We start from the raw sequence: 18,514 nt of genomic DNA, 5'->3' as shown, positions 1-18,514 counted from the left end.
CCTCCTTCACTTATCGTTCTCCCACTCCTAGTGATCGTTCCAAGCGACGACTCACATACGACATGAGGTAACAGATGATGAAAAACACGAATGCGACAAAAACGAACGATTCCATCTGCGTCCCCAGAAATTGCGGGTTAGCAATGATCTTTTTTGCCATGCCCAATAAGTCGATCAACCCAACAATTGAAACGAGAACCGTATCTTTGAAAATCGAGATAAACTGACCGACCATGGCTGGGATCACAGCTTTTAGCGCCTGTGGCATAATGACGAACGTCATCATTTTTGCTTTATTGAGCCCCAACGCTTGTGCCGCTTCATACTGCCCTCTTGGCAACGACTGCAATCCACCGCGTACATTTTCTGCTAGATATGCCGCATTAAATAGTGTGAAACCGATTATTGCACGTAAGACCTTGTCTAACTCAATGATGTCTCCTAAGAATAATGGGAGCATGAGCTGTGCTACGAACAAAACCGTAATGAGCGGAATTCCCCGAATGAGCTCAATGTAAATAATGCTAAACCACTTTATGATAGGAAGGTTGCTACGCCTACCTAATGCCAGAAGAATTCCTATAGGGAATGATGCTATGATCGAAATGATCGCGATTAAACATGTAAGCAGGAATCCACCCCAAAAATTAGAGCTGACTTCATTCAGTAATCCGAAGCCTTCAATAAAAAACATTCCTATAGGTACAAATAAGAACCACCCAACTAAAACAGGCTTTTTGAGTTGTTCAGATTTCTTGCCTATAAAATATCCAAGCACCAACACCCCAATATTTGCGGCTAGCCACATACGTGATCCAAACGCAATAAACGGAACCACCATGGTAATCGCCATGACAACACCAAAAAAGATTGAGACATGTCCCATCGTCCCTTTCCAGACTCCCCAGGACAGCCCGATCAGTGCTGTAAAAATAGATATGGTTATCCAAATACGCCACAGCTCTTCGGTAGGGTATTGGCCAACCATAAGTAGTTTGAAGTTTTCCGATACCACACTCCACTCTGCCGTGAAAAACACCCAGGTAAAGGTTCCTTTCACGACATAGACCGTGATGATCGTAAACACGATCGTGAGGAGCGCGTTCCACCAGTTACTGAATAGATTTTTCCTGAGCCAACCTAGAACACCGATGCTAGATTTTGGAGGGGCCATTTGGTTTTGTGTCTCTTCATTTGGAGTCACTTCATTGTTATTCATTCTGGTCACCTCTCAACAATTTGACTGCGTTTATTAAATTGATTCATAAAAAATGAGGTCAACAAACTAAACGTTAAATACACAAGAATCATAATCGTGACAGATTCAATCGCTTTTCCTGTCTGGTTATTAATTGTTTCTCCAACACTCACAACCTCTTGATAGCCCACCGCAATGGCAAGACTAGAGTTTTTGATTAGATTCAAATACTGACTCGTCACTGGTGGGATGATCACGCGTATGGCCTGCGGAAAAATAACAAGTCGCATCGTTGTGGATGGCTTTAACCCAAGTGCTTTTGCCGCTTCAACCTGTCCTTTTTGCACGCTCTGAATCCCACCGCGTACAATTTCACCGATATAGGTTGAGGTATAAATGACAAGACCTAATAGAATCGCTAAAAACTCTGGGGAAAGTCTTAATCCCCCCATGAAGCTTCTATCTCCAATGGTTGGAAGCGTAATATTAAACGGAGCTTGGAATGTCACCAAAAATGCTGTTATAAGTGAGATGAGAATAACACCGATCGCCCAGATTCCAGGTCTTTTGTTATCTCCTGTTTCAATTTGCTTTTTCAATCGCACCTTCCAAACGATTACGGCTAAAATTAGACCAACAATAAATAGCGAAACCCAAACGAGCGTCCCTGATGTTGCATTAAACCATGGAATCGCTGTGCCCCTGTTACTAAAATAGGAGAATAAAAATTTTGTACTTTCTTCAATCCTTGGAAGTGGGAGGAAAACGGCAAAATACCAAATACTAATTTGTACTAAAAGAGGTGTATTTCGAAAAATCTCAACATAAATGGAAGCTGTTTTATTCACTAACCAGTTGTTTGAAAGCCTTGATATACCGACTACCAAACCAATAAAACTGGCAATAAGAATCCCAAAAAATGAAACACGTAAAGTATTCAGAACCCCGACAAGAAAGGCTGTCCCATATGAACTCTCTGGCGTGTAATCAATTAAGCTTTCTGATATCCCAAATGAAGCTGATGACTTCAGGAAGTCAAACCCTAGTGAAATCCCCATTTGTCGCAACCCATCAAGCGCATTGGAAAATAAAAAAAGTAAGCTGATCGCAATGATGATTGCAAAGATACCCTGTGCTAAAAATGGGATGACTTTTTTGTTCCGCCAAAATGGTGTGGGGACGTCTGCTGTATTCTTTTTCATAGCTTTAGTTCACCCCGCTGAACATATTTTGTAAAAAAGGCCTGCCACATGAAATTGGTAGCAGGCCTGATTGTGCTAAAGCTTTATCGTAGTGGTGGTGAGTACATTAAGCCACCCTCTGTGTAAAGACCATTCAATCCGCGTTCTAAGCCGAATTTTGTATCTGGACCAAGGTTACGCTCAAAAATCTCCCCATAGTTACCAACTTGTTTGATCACCTGATAACCAAAGTCATCGCTTAGTCCTAGCTGTGAACCAAGGTCTCCATCTGTACCAAGAAGACGCTGAATGACTGGGTCACTACTATCTTTGAACTCATCTACATTTTCAGATGTAATGCCTAACTCTTCAGCTTGGATCGTAGCGTTCACAACCCACTTCACTACGTCGAACCATTTATCATCTCCACCAATAACTGCTGGAGCAAGAGGCTCTTTGGATAACGTATCATCCAAAATCACATGTGCAGAAGGATCCTTCATAATCGCTTTACGAGCTACTAGACCAGACTTGTCTGTGGTATAGGCGTCAGCACTACCACTTTCATATGCGGCAACTGCTGCATCCTGACTATCAAATACAACCGCTTCGTAATTAATACCATGCTTTCTCATTTGGTCAGCCAGGTTTAATTCAGTTGTGGTACCTGATTCTACTGCAATGCGCGTACCTTCAAGGTCTTTGATAGATGTGATTCCACTATCTTTTGGCACGATAATACCCTGACCGTCATAGAACGTTACAGGGGCAAAGTTCAGTCCCACGCTTGTATCACGTGTAAGTGTCCACGTTGTGTTACGCGTTAACACATCAACTTCACCAGTCTGAACTGCTGTAAAACGCTCTTTAGAGGAAAGCGGACGATATTCAACTTTGTCTGCATCTCCTAATACTGCAGCTGCGATTGCTCGTGCAAAATCAGCATCAAAACCAGAGTAATTTCCTTCTGAATCTAAGTAACTAAATCCAGGCAACTCACCATTTACACCTGCAATAAGCAAGTCCCTATCTTTGACGGTATCAAGCAGAGACGTTTCCTCAGCACTCTCCTCGCTATTACATCCCATCAACATAACCGACAACGACAACACTACAACCAAAATTCCAAACCACTTACGTTTCATGTAACTCCCCCTCAATTGATATATTGATAAATTTGATTAAACCCATGTTTTTCACACCTCATACCTCGTCTTCTATTAAACTGGCTGTGAGATGTTTTCTAGCTAGTCTATTGTATTAAGGTAATGGTTGTAATATTCAAACTAATTTAATGTTTGTGGGTGAAATGTACTGGCACATCAATTGAATGTATTTGAGGTGTGAATAAGGCATGACTTTGAGCAAATAACGGAATAGATGTCCTTACCATAAAAAAAACTGCCTTATAGACTTTAGCCTACAAGACAGAATTTAAAGGATCTATTCTGTTTCTTCTTTTACTTTTACTAAATGATCATCTCTAAGTTCATAAATCGCTTGACCTTGTTCCTCGCTATAAACGAGAAAGCGATAAGGATTTTCAAATGTAACTGAAATAGCATCTAGTTGTTCATTCAATTGGGCTACCTTTAATGTTTTATTTTTATAGCTATAGATTTTGGTTTCTGTAGGTGTCCCTCGAGCAGAAATGAGTTCTTTTTGCCCGTCGCCATTTACATCCAATTCTTGCACTTTTGCTTCAATAGATAGAATCTCATAGGGTTGTTTATTCTCGATTTTGTAGTAAGTGATAATCGGATAGTCTATTCCCATAACACCATCAACCCGATAGGAGCCATCACCAAACAACGTTTCGTGCTTGATATCATTATGAAGATGACCTAGTTTCATGGAAACCTGTCCTAATGGATACTCCTTTCCATGAATAAAAAACACGCCAAAAACTTTATCTGTACCCTGATCATATAGATAAAGTTTTTCATTATCAGAGTCACTCCATAAAGTAACAATTCCACTCACATCTACATCCTTACTCGGAAGAGCCTTCTTCTCCAACTCTACCTTTTCCCATTTCACTTTTTGTCCTGGGCTATTAAGAAAGATGTTATAGAGTACAGTTCCAGCACTAATCACAACAAGAGCTATAAGTATGTAAGCAATAGACTTTTTCATTTAAGACGGACCTACCTTGGCAAAATTTTGTATATACAGCATACATGAATTACCTGATATCTTGAAACACTTCTTGTAACGTTTGCTTAACCGACTCGCTCTCTCCTCCGTGGAATACGAGTACATTTTTTGCTGTATAGGTTTCATAGGATTCTAAGCTCGCTGCTGCAGTGGCATTCTTAAAGGCTTCCATTCCTTTTATACGATCATGAGTCGTTTGATATATGTAAATTGTTAAGGCTCGATTTTGTAAGGAGTAGGTTTTTGGTGTTACACCGTTGTACTCTCTGGTAAAGACATTTCTTTTTGGTAAATCTATGTCTTCCAATGATAGTCCTTGTTTATTAAAGGTTTCTGTGACCTCTTCTAATGAGAGGTTTTGAGTATGCGATACACTTGGATTACATGCTGAAGGAAGTATTATAAATGAGATGAAAATAAGCGTTCTTCTTAACACATCTATCCCTCCTATAGGGTTTGACGGATTCAGGAGAATAAGGTTTCATATAAAAGTGGAAATTGAATAAATTTGCTCAAATCGTACATCTATTTCTAGAAAACCTAGTTACCTAATCTGTCCTGATCCACTCAACATTTTCTTGCTATTGCGTACATAGGATAATATCAATGACTATATTAAAGCGAGGTATGTGTATGGAACCAAAAGATTGTGTTCCCTTTTTAAGATGTGGGAAGACTTTCAATCCCTCACTCCCAAACCAATTATCTTTTAATCAACGTCCCATTGTCCTTGCAGAAGTTCAAATCGATCCACAGTCCTTAGAGAACCCGTGTATTCTGATTAAGTACTCTGAATTCATTCAGTTCACCCTATTGGGATTTCAACCTTTACTATCCATCACCTATCGACTTGTTCGATCCACTCAGAACTTTCTTGCTCAAAGAACTTTGGATGAATGGGTCTTTGAATTTGAATCCCCTGAACCGCAGGAAATAGGAAACCTTGATACCAATCAACCCACCGTTTTAAATTACTGTGATTGCCTTGAATCCAATGTCCAATCCCCAATCATCTACCGGATAGAAATCGCGAGAATTGCTACGAATAACACTCAAAATTTCTCGATTCTAAATAAAAACATTACAGCAACGGCTATATGTGGCGAAGAGGAAAGAGCTTGATCTCTAAGTATATTAAAGTGAGGTGTTCGGATGAAAAATCGTAGTGATAAGCCGAAACTTTATATTAACCAAGAAGGTTCGATACAACCTAAAAAGCAGTTTCCCTTCTTAAAGTGTGGAGTCGCCTTTAGCCCACGTTTGCCTTTAAACTTGGATCCCAGCAACCGTCCTATCGTATTAACAAGTGTAAGTATCGATACAAAAAAGATCATAAACCCTGCTGTGCTTATTACGTACTCCTCTTTTGTTACATCAATTTTAAGGGAAGAGGCCTTCAATAGTTTGACGTTTCGTCTAGTTCGTTCTTGTAAGAAGGGAAGCCGAAAAGTTCTTCAAGAATATCCCTTTAGGCGGGAGTTTGGGAGTGACACCAATGTCAAAGAACCTGTCGTATATAATTTTTGTGATGCATCTCCCATCAAAAAATCCATATGTACCTATACATTAGAGCTTGTTAGCGTACAATTATCCCAACGCTCTATGTATGACATTACAAACAAAAGCCTGACAGCACAAATGTATAATAAACATGATTCATAAAGTAGAATGGAGGGATGTTCATGAAGGAAAAAACAGTTTTACCAACTTTAACGTGCGGAAGAGTGTTTCGAGAAGTGTCTTCTTCAAGAAAAGCCCCTATAAAATTAGCCGAAGTGACAGTTGAGCCCTCGAACATAAAAAATTCTTGTTTTCTCATAAACTACTCAAAGAACTTTACGTTTCAAATTATGGCTGAAAACCCAGAAATTAGCATTACATATCAACTCGTACGAAGCATTACAAATCAAACAACGCTCCTCGATGAATGGCTTTTTAGCGGTTCTGAGATCATCCCAACTCCAGTCGAAACGATTAAAACCATTGAACCATTAGTATTAAACTTCTGTGATTGCTTAGAAGATACCGTCAATCCCCCCATTACATACACTTATCAGATATCGAACTTCACAACTACTAACACCTCCTTCGAGATCTTGTCACAAGAAATCTCAGCAATTCGTATTAGTGGGGAAGAACAATAAGAGATTAAGCTTTAATGACTTTAGAACTAATGCGCCGTCCTGTGAAAACACAAAAAAGTGCCTGTCCCCACTGCTTTAACGCAATACCGCAGTGGGGGCAGGCACTTTAGGCTCTTTTTCTTGTACTTAAAATCGTGATGGTAGTTAATATTACTAACATACCCATGGTTTGGGTTAGTGAGAGGAATTGCCCTAAAATCACAACTCCAAATAAAGAAGCTGTAACAGGTTCTATCATAGCTACTATAGAGGCCACAGAAGGCAATGTATTTCTCAAGCCTTTTACATAAAAGAAGAATGAAATACCAGCTCCGATTATGCCAAGTACTATAAACCAGAAGATATCTTCAGAAGAAAGCACAGAAATAGCTTGCTTCTGATCAATAAACGGAAGTAATATCAGCGTAAAGGCAACAAGCGCTGTACTTAAAATAGCTGGAGGTTCTCCGTACTTAAGGGCATAGTTAAAACTGAAAATGTAAATGGCGTAAGAAAGGCCTGACAATAAGCCTGTAGAAATTCCTAACACATTCAATTGTTCAAGTCCATTTTGGTACACCCCTGTTAATAATCCAATCCCACCTAACACAATAATCATCGAAATGACTTTAAATGCGGTGACTCGTTCCATCCTAAGTAAAAAGGATATGATGAAAACAAAAATGGGGGCTGTGTACATCAAGACCGATGCTATTGCTACCCCGGTATGAGAGATGCTGATGAAATAAAAGCTGAAATTACCAGTGACCCCTACTCCAGCTAACGCTGACCAGAGAAGCATCTTTCTAAGACTACCGTAGGAATAATATTTAGTGCGGATAATCATCCATATTAATAAACAAATTAACCCTACAGCTCCTCTATAAAATGAGATTACAAGAGGATCCCACCCTTTTTCCATTAATATACCCGCCAAACCGCCGGAAACACCCCAAAGAACAGCCGCCAGGACTACAAACCCTACACCGAAATTTTTCAATTAAAAACTCCAATCAAACATATTTTTAGGAACATTCCCCAAAATTTTTTTCGATTAAACACAAAAGTTCCTTGAAAAGCGCCTCCAAGAAGTGCTTGAGCACCATTGCGGTAGCGCGTTAAAGAGGGGGCAGGCACTTTTATTCTTATTTAATTTTTTGATAAATATTCATGATAATTTGGGTTGTTGCTACACACATCGATTCCAATAAAATCGATTATTTCTTCATCTGGATATAGATAATACTATCATAATGGCTATCGGATAAATCATCTATATGTAGAACACAAAAGCCACCTCAGGAGAGGCAGCTTTTATGACTAGGCTTCGACACCGTCTTCTTCTTTTATTTTTTCAAGGCGCTGTTGGATGTCTTCTTCTGTTAAGCCATGCTCTTCAACATAACGATTACGTGGGTGAACACGGCATTCGTGCGTACAACCTCGCATGTATTTATACTCGTTTTCCTCTGAGCACAGCATGCGGCGGTCGCAGTCTGGGTTTCCACAGTTTACAAAACGTTCGCAAGGTTCACCTGTGAAATAGTCCTCACCAACAACAACATGCTCGGTTTGGTTAACAGGTACGGAGATACGATCGTCAAATACGTACATTTGCCCATCCCAAAGCTTCCCTTGAACTTCGGGATCTTTTCCGTACGTTGTAATACCACCGTGTAATTGACCTACGTTTTCAAAACCTTCACGTTTCAGCCAGCCGGAGAATTTTTCACAACGAATTCCGCCTGTACAGTACGTGAGGATTTGTTTTCCTTCTAATTTATCTTTGTTTTCTCGAACCCAATCCGGTAGCTCGCGGAACGTCTCAATATCCGGACGAATCGCACCACGGAAGTGGCCAAGATCATATTCATAGTCATTTCGAGCATCAAGTACAACCGTGTCTTCACGTTGCATACGCTCGTAAAATTCTTTTGGCTCAAGGTATTCCCCTGTTAAATCGTGAGGATTGATATCGTCCTCCAAGCGCATTGTAACAAGCTCGGGACGATGGCGAACGTGCATTTTCTTAAACGCATGCCCATCAGCCTCGTCAATTTTGAAGGTCATGTCCTTAAAAAGTGGATCATTGTTCATCGCATCCATGTAGGCTTGCGTCTGCTCAACGGTTCCAGATACCGTGCCATTAATGCCTTCTTCTGCAACAAGAACGCGACCACGCAGGTCAAGCTCCTTACAGAATTTCAAGTGATCTTTTGAGAACTGCTCTGGATCATCGATTGTAACGTAATGATAGTAAAGCAGCACTTGATAATTTTGTTCCATAGTATATCCACCTATCTTTTTATATTTCCCAGATACAAAAATTAGGCTCTGAGTTTTGATTGAATACAACAGTTAATTTTAATGGGGATTTTGGGTGAAATCAAGAATTCATTTAGGGAGTACTCTCTCTTTGTGGGCGGAGCTCTCTCCTTTTCGGGCGGAGCTCCCTCCTTTGCGGGCGGAGCTCCCTCCTTTTCGGGCGGTGCTCCCTCCTTTGCGGGCGGAGCTCTCTCTTTTTCGGGCGGTGCTCCCTCCTTTGCGGGCGGAGCTCTCTCTTTTTCGGGCGGTGCTCCCTCCTTTTCGGGCAGTGCTCCCTCCTTTTCGGGCGGTGCTCCCTCCTTTGCGGGCGGTGCGCAGCTCACCCTCTTCCACACGGACCTCCCCATATGCGCGCAGCCCCCAACCATGTCCACGCACTGCATCTATCCAAAATAAACCAGTCTAAATTTTCGAAAAATTTAACTAGAATAGGGTGACTTCTCATGAAATTCTGTTATACTATTGATTAACGGAATATTAAAGGACATTTTCCTTAAATAAAAGGAGAAATGCTAGATGAGTAACATCCTAGATTTAATCAAGAACATTGAAAGCGATATCATAACGATTCGACGTACTTTACATCAAAACCCTGAACTGAGTAATGAAGAGTATGAAACTTCTAGACTTGTTCAAGAGATACTAACGGAATACGGAATTGAGTTTCAATCCGGTTTCGCTGAGACTGGGGTACTCGGCATTATTAAAGGGGCCAAGCCAGGTAAGACGGTAGCGCTGCGGGCTGATATGGATGCTCTTCCTATTCAGGAGACCAACCAACATGATCATATCTCTAAAACTCCAGGAAAAATGCATGCTTGTGGGCATGATGCTCATACAGCGATGTTACTTGGAACTGGATACGCTCTTCAGCAAATGAGAGATCAAATTCAAGGAACTGTTCTTCTAGTATTCCAACCTGCTGAGGAAAACGCTCCTCATGGTGGTTCTCAAAAAATGATGTATGATGGGGTTTTTGCTCAATACCAACCTGACGTTATTTACGGACAGCATGTATGGCCTTCCCTTCCAGTAGGACAGATTGGCATACGCAATAAAGAAATGATGGGTGCCTCAGATCGGTTTTCGGTCACGATTAAAGGAAGAGGTGGTCATGCGAGTATGCCACAGGATGGCAATGATGCGATTATTATCGCTAATCAGGTTATTTCATCCCTTCAAACGATCGTGAGCAGAAATGTTAACCCGCTCGATTCAGCAGTGGTAACAGTTGGCCGAATTGAAGGTGGTTATCGCTACAACGTCATTCCGGATCAGGTTTATTTTGAAGGAACCGTTCGAACCTACAAATCAGAAGTGAAAGATAAGGTTAAAAAGCGATTCCATCAAATTATCAAGCAGACCGTTGAAGCTTTTGACGCTGAAGTTGAGATTGAATACCTAGATGGATACCCTGCTACCATTAATACACCAAAATGGGCACAGCAGGCTCGCGCCACAGCTCAGCACATGCTTGGAGAAGAGGCGACACCAACGCTAGACCCTGTTTTGGCCGGTGAAGATTTTTCCCGCTTCCTCAATCAATATCCTGGTGCATTCATATGGCTTGGGACACAAATCGAGGATGCCGAAAATCAGAAACCGCTTCACGATCCAGCCTTCAAGCTAAATGAAAAAGCTTTACCACAGGGCAGTATGTACATGGCACAACTCGCTATTGAAACATTGGAAAACTTGCAAGAAAAGGAATGATACGAATGCTTCTTAAGAATGGCTTCACAGAATCGATCAAACCTAAGTTACAGTCCTGGCGCCGGTCCTTTCACCAACAACCTGAGCTAGGATTTATGGAGTACTACACGACTTACAAAATTGGAAAAGAATTAGAGAATTTAGGATTCAAGCTCTATGTTGGTCAGCATGCACTCAAAAGTGAATCTCGCTACGGTGTACCATCCAAAGAGCTTTTGCAAAAAAAGGAGTCTGAAGCCTACTTTCAAGGAGTTGAAGGAGATTGGCTCTTACACATGCATGGTGGAAATACAGGATTAGTAGCAATATGGGATACAAAATCTCCAGGCAAACATCTTGCCTTCCGCTTTGATATCGATGGGCTTCCTATACATGAGACAGAACATGAGGATCACCTTCCTTTTGCCCAAGGATTCTCCTCTTCCCAAAAGAATGTGATGCATGCTTGTGGTCACGACGGTCACATTACGATCGGACTCGGTCTAGCTCAGTATATCGCTGAAAATGCACATGACTTAAACGGCAAATTCACGCTTCTTTTTCAACCAGCTGAAGAAGGTGGTCGGGGTGCAAAAGCTATGACCGATAAAGGTTGGCTTCAAGATGTGGATGCTTTTTACACAGGTCACCTTGGGTTACGTGACCTAGAAGTAGGGACAGTAGCTGCGACCACAAAAGGCTTTCTTGCTTCATCTAAGCTCAATGTTCATTTCAACGGAGAATCTTCTCATGCTGGGATGAAACCAGAGGATGGTCGCAATGCTTTGCTTGCCGCAGCTACAACAGCAACACAGCTCTACTCGATCCCACGGCATAGTGAAGGAGTCAGCAGAGTAAACGTTGGGAAGCTCGATGCCGGTAGCGGCAGGAACATCATAGCAGACAGAAGTTATTTGGAACTTGAAACGCGAGGAGAAACGGGTGAGATTAATCAGTTTATGCTTGATGAAGCTATACGAATGATTCAAGCTTCTGCTCACATGCACAACGTTGAGGCCTCAATTGATTTTGTTGGTGAAACAGAAGGCATGGATTGTGATGAGGAGTTAATCGATTCAATCAGCTCACACTGTGAATCGAGTTCTTTCATAAAAGAGGTGCTCCCCACTGCTGATATTTCCGGATCAGAGGATGCAAGTTTTATGATGAATGAGGTACAAGCGAATGGTGGCCTAGCAACCTACATGCTATTTGGGACAAGTCTCCCCTACAATCACCATCACCCTTCATTCGATTTTGAAGAGGATGCGTTGGCCGTGGCGGTCGATACGTACATCCATCTTGTAAAAGGAGAAAACACACGATGACAAACATGCAGGAATGGCTTTCGGAACATTTAACAAAACTGAATCTAGTGGATGAGATGGATTATGATACTGGATTCACAAGACTCAGCTATACCCCGGAAGAAAAACAAGCCCATGAAACATTCCGGCATATTGCCCTCTCCCTCGGTTTAGAGGTGAATAGAGATGAAGCCGGAAACCAATGGGCGACTTGGAAAGTAGATGGCGCTGCACCTACTGTCGCAGTTGGTTCTCATGTGGATACGGTCCGCTCAGGTGGTGGTTACGACGGTGTTGCTGGAGTTTTAACTGGCCTCGCATCTATTAAACTCTTAAAGGATCGAGCTTTTGTGCCTTCTAAAAATATCACCGTTATCTGCTTTGCTTCTGAAGAGTCTGCACGATTTGGTGTATCAACCATTGGCAGTAAAGCACTGACTGGACTTTTGGAAGATGATTTAGCTGAAGTAAGAGATTCAGATGGCGTTACTGTTCGAGAAGCGCTTGAATCATACGGTCTTACTTGGGAGAATCTCCCGAATGCAGAATTACGACCAGATGATCTAGAAAGTTTCCTTGAGCTTCATATTGAACAAGGAACTCAAATCGAGGATCACGGAGCAGATATTGGAATTGTTCGAGGCGTTGCTTGTCCAATCCGCCTTCAGGTTAAATTCTCAGGCATGGCCAATCATACGGGTACAACACCGATGAATAAACGTGCTGATGCTTTTGTAGCGAGTGCTCCTCTTATCCCTTTTGTTGAGGAGGAGGCTAAAAAAATCAACAAGGATGCCCCACTCCCTCTCGTCGCAACTGTAAGTACGGTGCAGCTCAGTCCAAATGTAATGAATGTTATTCCTGGCGAAGTAACGCTTGGGATCGATATTCGCAGCGTTGAAGATCAATTGAAGATCGAGTTAGCGAAACGAATTAAAAGCTTCTGTGAAGAAATCGAGCGTGAACGTTCTGTAACGGTAACAGTAAAAACTCTGGTAGATAATGACTCTGTCTTTCTCGACCCAAATATACAAGAAACACTCACAAAAGTCGCAAAACAGCTTGATTATAAGCCGCTCACCATGGATAGTGGCGCTGGTCATGATGTGATGAACATGGCAACAAGATGGCCATCTGGACTTATTTTCATCCCGTGTCAAGAAGGAATCAGCCATCACCCTAAAGAATATGCCTCTATAGAAGATTTAGAAAAAGGCACCCGCATGATTGCGGAGTATTTACGAATAGAAACAGGTGATGAATATGAAAACAAAAATTGGCGTAATCGGACCGCATGACTCAATCCAGCGCATTATGTACGTAGCAGAGGAATTTGATGATATTACATTTCTTCCTTTTCCTTATCAAACATTATCCGATATAGATGAGATTTTAGCAAAACATCGACATGAAGTGGATCAATGGTTTTTCTCAGGTGTTTTAAATCACACCTACGCAATGGATAACGAACTGATCACGGAAGAAGAAGCAGGCTATCCCCCTCTTCACGGATCTAGTTTCTTCGGAATTTTACTAGAAGCACAGCTTAAGATGGACAAGGTTATTAAAAGTGTCAGCATCGATACCATTGCAAACGAAGAGTTTGATAAGATTTTGTCCTACTATCAACTCGATTCATTAGAGTATTACAACCATCCTTTCCGAAATGGTGTGAAGGCTGAAACGTTAATCGATTTTCACAAAAACCTCTATGAAGAAGGTAAAACAGAAGTTGTGATTACCTCGATTAAAAATGTGTATCACGGGTTGAAAGAACTCGGCGTCCCTGTATTTCGTGTAACGCCGTCCTATCTTTCCATTAAACTAGTGATTCAATTTTTAGAGGAACGCGCGCAATCCAATCACTACCGAAATTCCCAGGTTGCGATTATCGGTTGCCGTGTTGAGCTTAACTCAGATCACTTAGAAGAACTCTATTACTCTTTTAAATCCAAGTATCACGAACTTGATGTAAAACGTCACCTGCTCGTGATAGCTGAAAAAACAAATGGAACTGTCATGCATTTTGGCGATGGATTGTTCTTTGTTTTCACCACTCGAGGAGAGTTAAGTCAGGAATCAGAGCATGACCTCTATAACTTAATGGAAGAGATTAAGCTTGAAACGAACTTGCAAGCGAATGTGTCGATCGGTTTTGGCGAAACGGTTTCTCAGGCAGAGCAGAATGTAAGGCTTGGCTTCCGTCACATTGGTGAAGAGGAACATCCTACGATTTTAATAATGGATGAAAATCAAACGATCACACGTAAGCAACCTTCTCAGCAGGATATGGTCTATAAATCTGGTGAAACTGGCTCTGTATGGAAAGAGAAATTGAAAGATGCAGCCCTAAGTCCAGGGATCGTATCGAAAATGCTCTCGTACTCTAAACAATACGGACGGGAACAATTTTCTTCACAAGACCTCTCCCGTTGGCTCAAAAGTACAGAGAGAAATGGCCGCCGCATTTTATCCGAAATGGAACGCGTTGGGTTAGTAGAACAATGCGGAGAAGTTCAATCAGGAGAACGCGGTCGTCCACGTAAAGTATTTCAGTTTAAGCAAGAAGCATAGAAAGAGCGGTGGCGTCCAGCTAGCCACCGTGCACTGGACGTAAACCTTATATATATAAAAGAAAAGACGATTGGTTAGTTTATGGATATTTACGGAACATTAAAGGACTTTTTCCTTAAAAAACGAAAGGGTGAATAGGATGGAGCCAAGTATGAAATTGGAACCAGAAGTAAACGAAAAGTCGAACAAAGGTTTATCCAAGTTTTTAAATGGAATTGAGAGAGTGGGGAATAAGCTTCCAGACCCATTTATGTTGTTTGTGTATTTGGCATTATTCACGATTCTTTTGTCGTGGTTTGTATCAAGTCTTGGAGTAACCGTTGTTCAGCCAGGGACAGGTGAAGAAATTCCGATTAAAAGCTTAATGTCAGGTGAAGGATTACGCTACATGTTAACGTCGATGCTCGAGAACTTCACTGGATTTAAGCCGCTCGGACTTGTCTTGGCTATGATGCTTGGTATTGGTATCGCAGATAAAGTTGGATTGCTTGAAACAGCGATTAAGAGTACCATTTTAAAAGCTCCTAAAGCATTAACAACATACGCGATTATTTTCACAGGTATTTTAGGTAACTTAGCTTCAGACGCAGCATTCGTAATCATTCCTCCTCTTGCGGCGATGGTCTTTTACACAATAGGACGTCACCCATTAGCTGGTTTAGCAGCAGGTTTCGCCGGAGTTGGATCTGGTTTTACAGCGAACGTTATTATTGCAGGTACAGACGCATTACTTTCCGGGATTTCAACAGAAGTTATGCAAAGCATTCCGAATGCTGACATTGTTGTAACTCCAGTAGATAACTGGTACTTCATGGTTGTTTCTGTAGTTGTACTTTCTGTTACAGGTGCACTTGTTACAGATAAAATTGTTGAGCCGCGACTAGGAAACTATGAAGGTGATGCAAAAGGTGAACTTGAACAGACATCTTTTGTTGAGAAACGTGGTTTCCGCAATGCATTTCTAGCTGGTTTAGGTTATGTTGCTCTACTTGGCATTGCTCTAGCTTGGCCTGGGTCTCCCCTTCGTAACGATGAAGGTGGCATTATCCCTTCTCCATTCTTAGATGGAATTGTGCCAATTATTTTAATTTTCTTCATCGTTATCGGTGTGGCATATGGTGTAACGGTAAGCAAAATTAATTCACCTGCTGATGTATCGAAATACATGGGCGAAGCAATGAAGGACATGTCAGGCTTTATCGTCCTGATCTTCGCTGCAGCACAGTTTATCGCTTATTTTGATTGGACAAACATTGGGACTTGGATTGCTGTTAGTGGTGCGAACTTCCTTGGTGGTCTCGAACTCAATGGGATCATTATTATTTTAGGATTTGTGTTCCTAACTGCGCTGATGAACCTACTAGTCTTTAGTGGTTCCGCACAATGGGCATTAGAAGCTCCAATCTTCCTAAAGATGTTCTATTTCATGGATTTCCACCCTGCTTTCGTTCAGGCAGCATACCGTATTGCGGATTCATCAACGAACATCATCACACCAATGAACCCATATATCATTATCGTGCTAGCCTTTATGAAGGAATACGATAAAAAAGCTGGGCTGGGTACACTGATTTCATTAATGCTTCCTTATAGTATTGCGTTCTTGAGTGTATGGATCGTGCTATTGCTTGGGTTTGCATTGCTAGGGATTCCGGTAGGACCTGGTGTTGATATGTATTTGAATAAATAGATTTTGTGAGGAGAAAACCAAGGCTTGGCCTTGGTTTTCTCTTTTTTTGAGCGGGGGATTCTCCTTCTTGAGCGTGGGATTCTCCTTCCTGAGCGTAGGATTCTCTTTCCCGGGCGTGGGATTCTCCCTCCCGGGCGTGGGATTCTCCTTCCTGGGCGTGGGATTCTCCTTCCTTAGCTTGGGATTCTCCTTCCCAGGCGTGGGATTCTCCTTCTTGAGCGTGGGATTCTCCTTCCTGGGCATGGGATTCTCTTTCCCGGGCGTGGGATTCTCCTTTCTGGGCGTGGGATTCTCCTTCCTGGGCGTGGAATTCTCCCTCCCGGGCGTGGGATTCTCCTTCCTGGGCGTGGAATTCTCCCTCCCGGGCGTGGGATTCTCCCTCCCGGGCGTGGGATTCTCCCTCCCGGGCGTGGGATTATCCTTCCTGGGCGTGGGATTCTCCTTCCTGGGCGTGGAATTCTCTTTCCACAAAAAAACTACCCAGCAAGGATCCTCTCCTCACTGGGCAGTTCATAATATCATTATGACGTTTTCACGCCATCTTCTTCTTCAATTCGTTTCAAGCGCTCTTGTACTTCTTCTTCCGTTAGTCCGTGTTCTTCAACGTAACGGTTGCGCTCGCTTGTGCGGCATTCGTGTGTGCAGCCGCGCATATATTTATGCTCGTTTTCTTCAGAGCAGATGATTTGTTTGTTACAGCTTGGTTCAGCACAGTTTACGTAGCGTTCGCATGGTTCGCCGTCAAAGTAATCCTTTCCGACAACCACGTGCTCCACCTGGTTTACGGGTACGGAAATGCGCTCGTCAAATACGTACATTTGACCGTCCCACAGTTGGCCTTGAACTTCTTCGTCTTTACCGTACGTTGCGATTCCACCATGTAGCTGACCTACATTTTCGAAGCCTTCTTTTTTCAACCAGCCAGAGAATTTCTCGCAACGGATACCGCCTGTGCAGTACGTTAGGATTTGTTTTCCTTCTAATTGATCTTTATTTTCACGGACCCAATCTGGCAGATCACGGAACGTGCGAACGTCTGGGCGAATAGCACCGCGGAAATGGCCTAGATCATATTCATAATCGTTACGGGCATCTAAAATAATTGTATTTTCATCTTGCATACGTTTATAGAATTCTTTTGGTTCTAGATACTCGCCTGTTAGATCATGTGGGTTAATGTCATCTTCTAAGCGAAGCGTAACAAGCTCCGGACGTGGACGGCAGTGCATTTTCTTAAATGCATGACCATCCGCTTCATCGATCTTAAACGGCATATCTTCAAACTTCGGATCGTTATGCATTGCATCCATATATTTCTGCGTTTGCTCAACCGTACCGGAAACCGTTCCGTTGATTCCTTCATTCGCTACCAAAATACGGCCTTTTAATCCAAGTTCATTACAGAAAGCCAAATGTTCTTGAGCGAACGTTTCTGGATCCTCAATCGTTACATATTGGTAATACAATAATACTCGATACTCTTTTTGTGACATGTTGTATTCCACCTATCTTTTTATATTTGCAGGATACAAAAATTAGGCTGATGAGTAATTCATCGATATAACCTTATTCATCTATATACTACAACACTATATTTTAATTGGGATGATGAATGGCGTCAAGTTGATCTGGCCTTATTGATTAAAATTCGAAATTCTGTCAAATTATTCATTCAAAACTACCTAATCATTGCCCGCTTCTTTCGATTTTCTTTTCGATCTGGGGCTGTTTCAAATAAACGTTTTTCTTCATTTGTTTCAGGTACAACACTCGGCACAGGTTTTGGCTTTCCATTCTCATCAACTGCCACCATAGTCAAAAAAGATTCAGTTGTAAGTGTTTGCTCATTTTCCAACAAGTTATGAGCTGTCACTCTAACATATACCTCCATCGAACTTTTTCCGGTATAGGTAACAAATGCTTCTGACGTGAGGGAATCCCCTACTTTTGCAGAAGATAAAAAATCTACTGAATCAATAGATGCGGTTACGACGGCACTGTTCGAATGCTTCATTGCTGTCAGTGCCGCAATCTCATCGATATAGGCTAAAATTTTGCCGCCAAAAATAGAGTCTAAATGATTGGTATCAGGCGGTAATACCAACCTTGTTTGAACAGTTTTGGAATGTGCACACGTTCTGGTTTCCATTCATTATCCTCCTTATCCTAGTCCACTAAAAAAAGCACCTCCTCCAAAGAGAAGATGCTTAGGTTACATTCATCACGAAATACACTCATGGTTCATGAGTACACGATTAACGTAACAC

Annotated in this window: 18 protein-coding genes; 8 read left to right on the top strand and 10 right to left on the bottom strand. The window is 41.9% G+C overall.

All coding sequences use genetic code 11. The features are described 5' to 3' along the window. Nucleotides 1–10 precede the first annotated feature (10 nt). The 5 genes from GS400_RS05520 to GS400_RS05500 all read right to left on the bottom strand — a co-directional run bounded on the left by GS400_RS05520 (nt 11) and on the right by GS400_RS05500 (nt 4,972). Nucleotides 11–1,219, bottom strand: a complete 1,209-nt coding sequence (locus GS400_RS05520) for an amino acid ABC transporter permease (RefSeq protein WP_160099776.1) — start codon at nt 1,217–1,219, stop codon at nt 11–13. 5 nt (nt 1,220–1,224) lie between these two features. Beyond that, complete coding sequence (locus GS400_RS05515; protein WP_160099774.1) at nt 1,225–2,400, bottom strand: amino acid ABC transporter permease; 1,176 nt, start codon at nt 2,398–2,400, stop codon at nt 1,225–1,227. 83 nt (nt 2,401–2,483) lie between these two features. Next, nucleotides 2,484–3,524 (bottom strand): amino acid ABC transporter substrate-binding protein, encoded by a 1,041-nt coding sequence (locus tag GS400_RS05510; RefSeq protein WP_160099772.1) that lies wholly within the window; start codon nt 3,522–3,524, stop codon nt 2,484–2,486. Between the two features lie 298 nt (nt 3,525–3,822). Next, the gene (locus GS400_RS05505; RefSeq protein WP_160099770.1) at nt 3,823–4,515 is read right to left on the bottom strand and encodes a hypothetical protein; all 693 of its coding nucleotides are present in this window, start codon (nt 4,513–4,515) and stop codon (nt 3,823–3,825) included. 49 nt (nt 4,516–4,564) lie between these two features. Beyond that, nucleotides 4,565–4,972 (bottom strand): hypothetical protein, encoded by a 408-nt coding sequence (locus tag GS400_RS05500; RefSeq protein ID WP_160099768.1) that lies wholly within the window; start codon nt 4,970–4,972, stop codon nt 4,565–4,567. A 197-nt stretch (nt 4,973–5,169) separates the two neighbouring features. Between GS400_RS05500 and GS400_RS05495 the strand changes: the two genes are divergently transcribed. Genes GS400_RS05495 through GS400_RS05485 form a run of 3 tightly spaced genes read left to right on the top strand, consistent with a single transcriptional unit; the run spans nt 5,170 to nt 6,680 of the window. Continuing rightward, nucleotides 5,170–5,658 (top strand): DUF4489 domain-containing protein, encoded by a 489-nt coding sequence (locus GS400_RS05495; protein ID WP_160099766.1) that lies wholly within the window; start codon nt 5,170–5,172, stop codon nt 5,656–5,658. 30 nt (nt 5,659–5,688) lie between these two features. Beyond that, a complete protein-coding gene (locus GS400_RS05490; protein WP_160099764.1) occupies nt 5,689–6,198 on the top strand; it encodes a DUF4489 domain-containing protein in 510 nt (169 codons plus the stop codon). Between the two features lie 20 nt (nt 6,199–6,218). Beyond that, entirely contained in the window at nt 6,219–6,680 is a 462-nt protein-coding gene (locus GS400_RS05485) for a DUF4489 domain-containing protein (protein WP_160099762.1), read from the top strand. A 106-nt stretch (nt 6,681–6,786) separates the two neighbouring features. Here GS400_RS05485 and GS400_RS05480 read toward each other — a convergent pair whose 3' ends face one another. Further along, nucleotides 6,787–7,659, bottom strand: coding sequence for a DMT family transporter (locus GS400_RS05480; RefSeq protein ID WP_160099760.1), 873 nt, complete (start codon nt 7,657–7,659; stop codon nt 6,787–6,789). A gap of 320 nt (nt 7,660–7,979) precedes the next feature. Further along, complete coding sequence (locus GS400_RS05475; RefSeq protein WP_160099758.1) at nt 7,980–8,945, bottom strand: oxygen-dependent tRNA uridine(34) hydroxylase TrhO; 966 nt, start codon at nt 8,943–8,945, stop codon at nt 7,980–7,982. Between the two features lie 555 nt (nt 8,946–9,500). On the opposite strand from GS400_RS05475, the gene GS400_RS05470 reads away from it, so the two are divergent. The 5 genes from GS400_RS05470 (at nt 9,501) to GS400_RS05450 (ending at nt 16,247) form a co-directional block, all read left to right on the top strand. Continuing rightward, a complete protein-coding gene (locus tag GS400_RS05470) occupies nt 9,501–10,697 on the top strand; it encodes a M20 metallopeptidase family protein (RefSeq protein WP_160099756.1) in 1,197 nt (398 codons plus the stop codon). 5 nt (nt 10,698–10,702) lie between these two features. Next, nucleotides 10,703–12,004, top strand: a complete 1,302-nt coding sequence (locus GS400_RS05465) for an amidohydrolase (protein ID WP_160099754.1) — start codon at nt 10,703–10,705, stop codon at nt 12,002–12,004. After that, nucleotides 12,001–13,281 carry a M20 family metallo-hydrolase gene (locus GS400_RS05460; RefSeq protein WP_160099752.1) on the top strand — a complete coding sequence of 427 codons (1,281 nt, stop codon included), beginning with the start codon at nt 12,001–12,003 and terminating at the stop codon, nt 13,279–13,281. The genes GS400_RS05465 and GS400_RS05460 overlap by 4 nt, the downstream gene beginning before the upstream one ends. After that, on the top strand, nt 13,247–14,557 hold the full coding sequence (locus tag GS400_RS05455; RefSeq protein ID WP_160099750.1) for a hypothetical protein: 1,311 nt from the start codon (nt 13,247–13,249) through the stop codon (nt 14,555–14,557). The genes GS400_RS05460 and GS400_RS05455 overlap by 35 nt, the downstream gene beginning before the upstream one ends. A gap of 151 nt (nt 14,558–14,708) precedes the next feature. Continuing rightward, a complete protein-coding gene (locus tag GS400_RS05450) occupies nt 14,709–16,247 on the top strand; it encodes an AbgT family transporter (RefSeq protein WP_160099748.1) in 1,539 nt (512 codons plus the stop codon). Here GS400_RS05450 and GS400_RS05445 read toward each other — a convergent pair. The 3 genes from GS400_RS05445 to GS400_RS05435 all read right to left on the bottom strand — a co-directional run bounded on the left by GS400_RS05445 (nt 16,200) and on the right by GS400_RS05435 (nt 18,396). Beyond that, nucleotides 16,200–16,718, bottom strand: a complete 519-nt coding sequence (locus GS400_RS05445; RefSeq protein ID WP_160099746.1) for a hypothetical protein — start codon at nt 16,716–16,718, stop codon at nt 16,200–16,202. The two genes, GS400_RS05450 and GS400_RS05445, sit on opposite strands and share 48 nt — an antisense overlap. Nucleotides 16,719–16,768: 50 nt before the next feature. Then, nucleotides 16,769–17,740: an oxygen-dependent tRNA uridine(34) hydroxylase TrhO gene (locus GS400_RS05440; RefSeq protein WP_160099744.1), complete on the bottom strand. Its 972-nt coding sequence runs from the start codon at nt 17,738–17,740 to the stop codon at nt 16,769–16,771. 185 nt (nt 17,741–17,925) lie between these two features. After that, nucleotides 17,926–18,396 (bottom strand): acyl-CoA thioesterase, encoded by a 471-nt coding sequence (locus tag GS400_RS05435; protein WP_160099742.1) that lies wholly within the window; start codon nt 18,394–18,396, stop codon nt 17,926–17,928. Between the last annotated feature and the right edge of the window lie 118 nt (nt 18,397–18,514).

This window comes from Pontibacillus sp. HMF3514 (assembly GCF_009858175.1).
Taxonomy (GTDB): domain Bacteria; phylum Bacillota; class Bacilli; order Bacillales; family BH030062; genus Pontibacillus.
The sequence above is the reverse complement of the archived record's forward strand: the minus strand, read 5'-3'. Positions and strand labels throughout refer to the sequence as shown.

What these genes read in the sequence shown, in the direction of transcription:
- GS400_RS05520 (WP_160099776.1), bottom strand. Translation starts at nt 1,219, where the DNA reads ATGAATAACAATGAAGTGACTCCAAATGAAGAGACACAAAACCAAATG.
- GS400_RS05515 (WP_160099774.1), bottom strand. Translation starts at nt 2,400, where the DNA reads ATGAAAAAGAATACAGCAGACGTCCCCACACCATTTTGGCGGAACAAA.
- GS400_RS05510 (WP_160099772.1), bottom strand. Translation starts at nt 3,524, where the DNA reads ATGAAACGTAAGTGGTTTGGAATTTTGGTTGTAGTGTTGTCGTTGTCG.
- GS400_RS05505 (WP_160099770.1), bottom strand. Translation starts at nt 4,515, where the DNA reads ATGAAAAAGTCTATTGCTTACATACTTATAGCTCTTGTTGTGATTAGT.
- GS400_RS05495 (WP_160099766.1), top strand. Translation starts at nt 5,170, where the DNA reads ATGGAACCAAAAGATTGTGTTCCCTTTTTAAGATGTGGGAAGACTTTC.
- GS400_RS05490 (WP_160099764.1), top strand. Translation starts at nt 5,689, where the DNA reads ATGAAAAATCGTAGTGATAAGCCGAAACTTTATATTAACCAAGAAGGT.
- GS400_RS05485 (WP_160099762.1), top strand. Translation starts at nt 6,219, where the DNA reads ATGAAGGAAAAAACAGTTTTACCAACTTTAACGTGCGGAAGAGTGTTT.
- GS400_RS05475 (WP_160099758.1), bottom strand. Translation starts at nt 8,945, where the DNA reads ATGGAACAAAATTATCAAGTGCTGCTTTACTATCATTACGTTACAATC.
- GS400_RS05470 (WP_160099756.1), top strand. Translation starts at nt 9,501, where the DNA reads ATGAGTAACATCCTAGATTTAATCAAGAACATTGAAAGCGATATCATA.
- GS400_RS05465 (WP_160099754.1), top strand. Translation starts at nt 10,703, where the DNA reads ATGCTTCTTAAGAATGGCTTCACAGAATCGATCAAACCTAAGTTACAG.
- GS400_RS05460 (WP_160099752.1), top strand. Translation starts at nt 12,001, where the DNA reads ATGACAAACATGCAGGAATGGCTTTCGGAACATTTAACAAAACTGAAT.
- GS400_RS05455 (WP_160099750.1), top strand. Translation starts at nt 13,247, where the DNA reads ATGAAAACAAAAATTGGCGTAATCGGACCGCATGACTCAATCCAGCGC.
- GS400_RS05450 (WP_160099748.1), top strand. Translation starts at nt 14,709, where the DNA reads ATGAAATTGGAACCAGAAGTAAACGAAAAGTCGAACAAAGGTTTATCC.
- GS400_RS05440 (WP_160099744.1), bottom strand. Translation starts at nt 17,740, where the DNA reads ATGTCACAAAAAGAGTATCGAGTATTATTGTATTACCAATATGTAACG.
- GS400_RS05435 (WP_160099742.1), bottom strand. Translation starts at nt 18,396, where the DNA reads ATGGAAACCAGAACGTGTGCACATTCCAAAACTGTTCAAACAAGGTTG.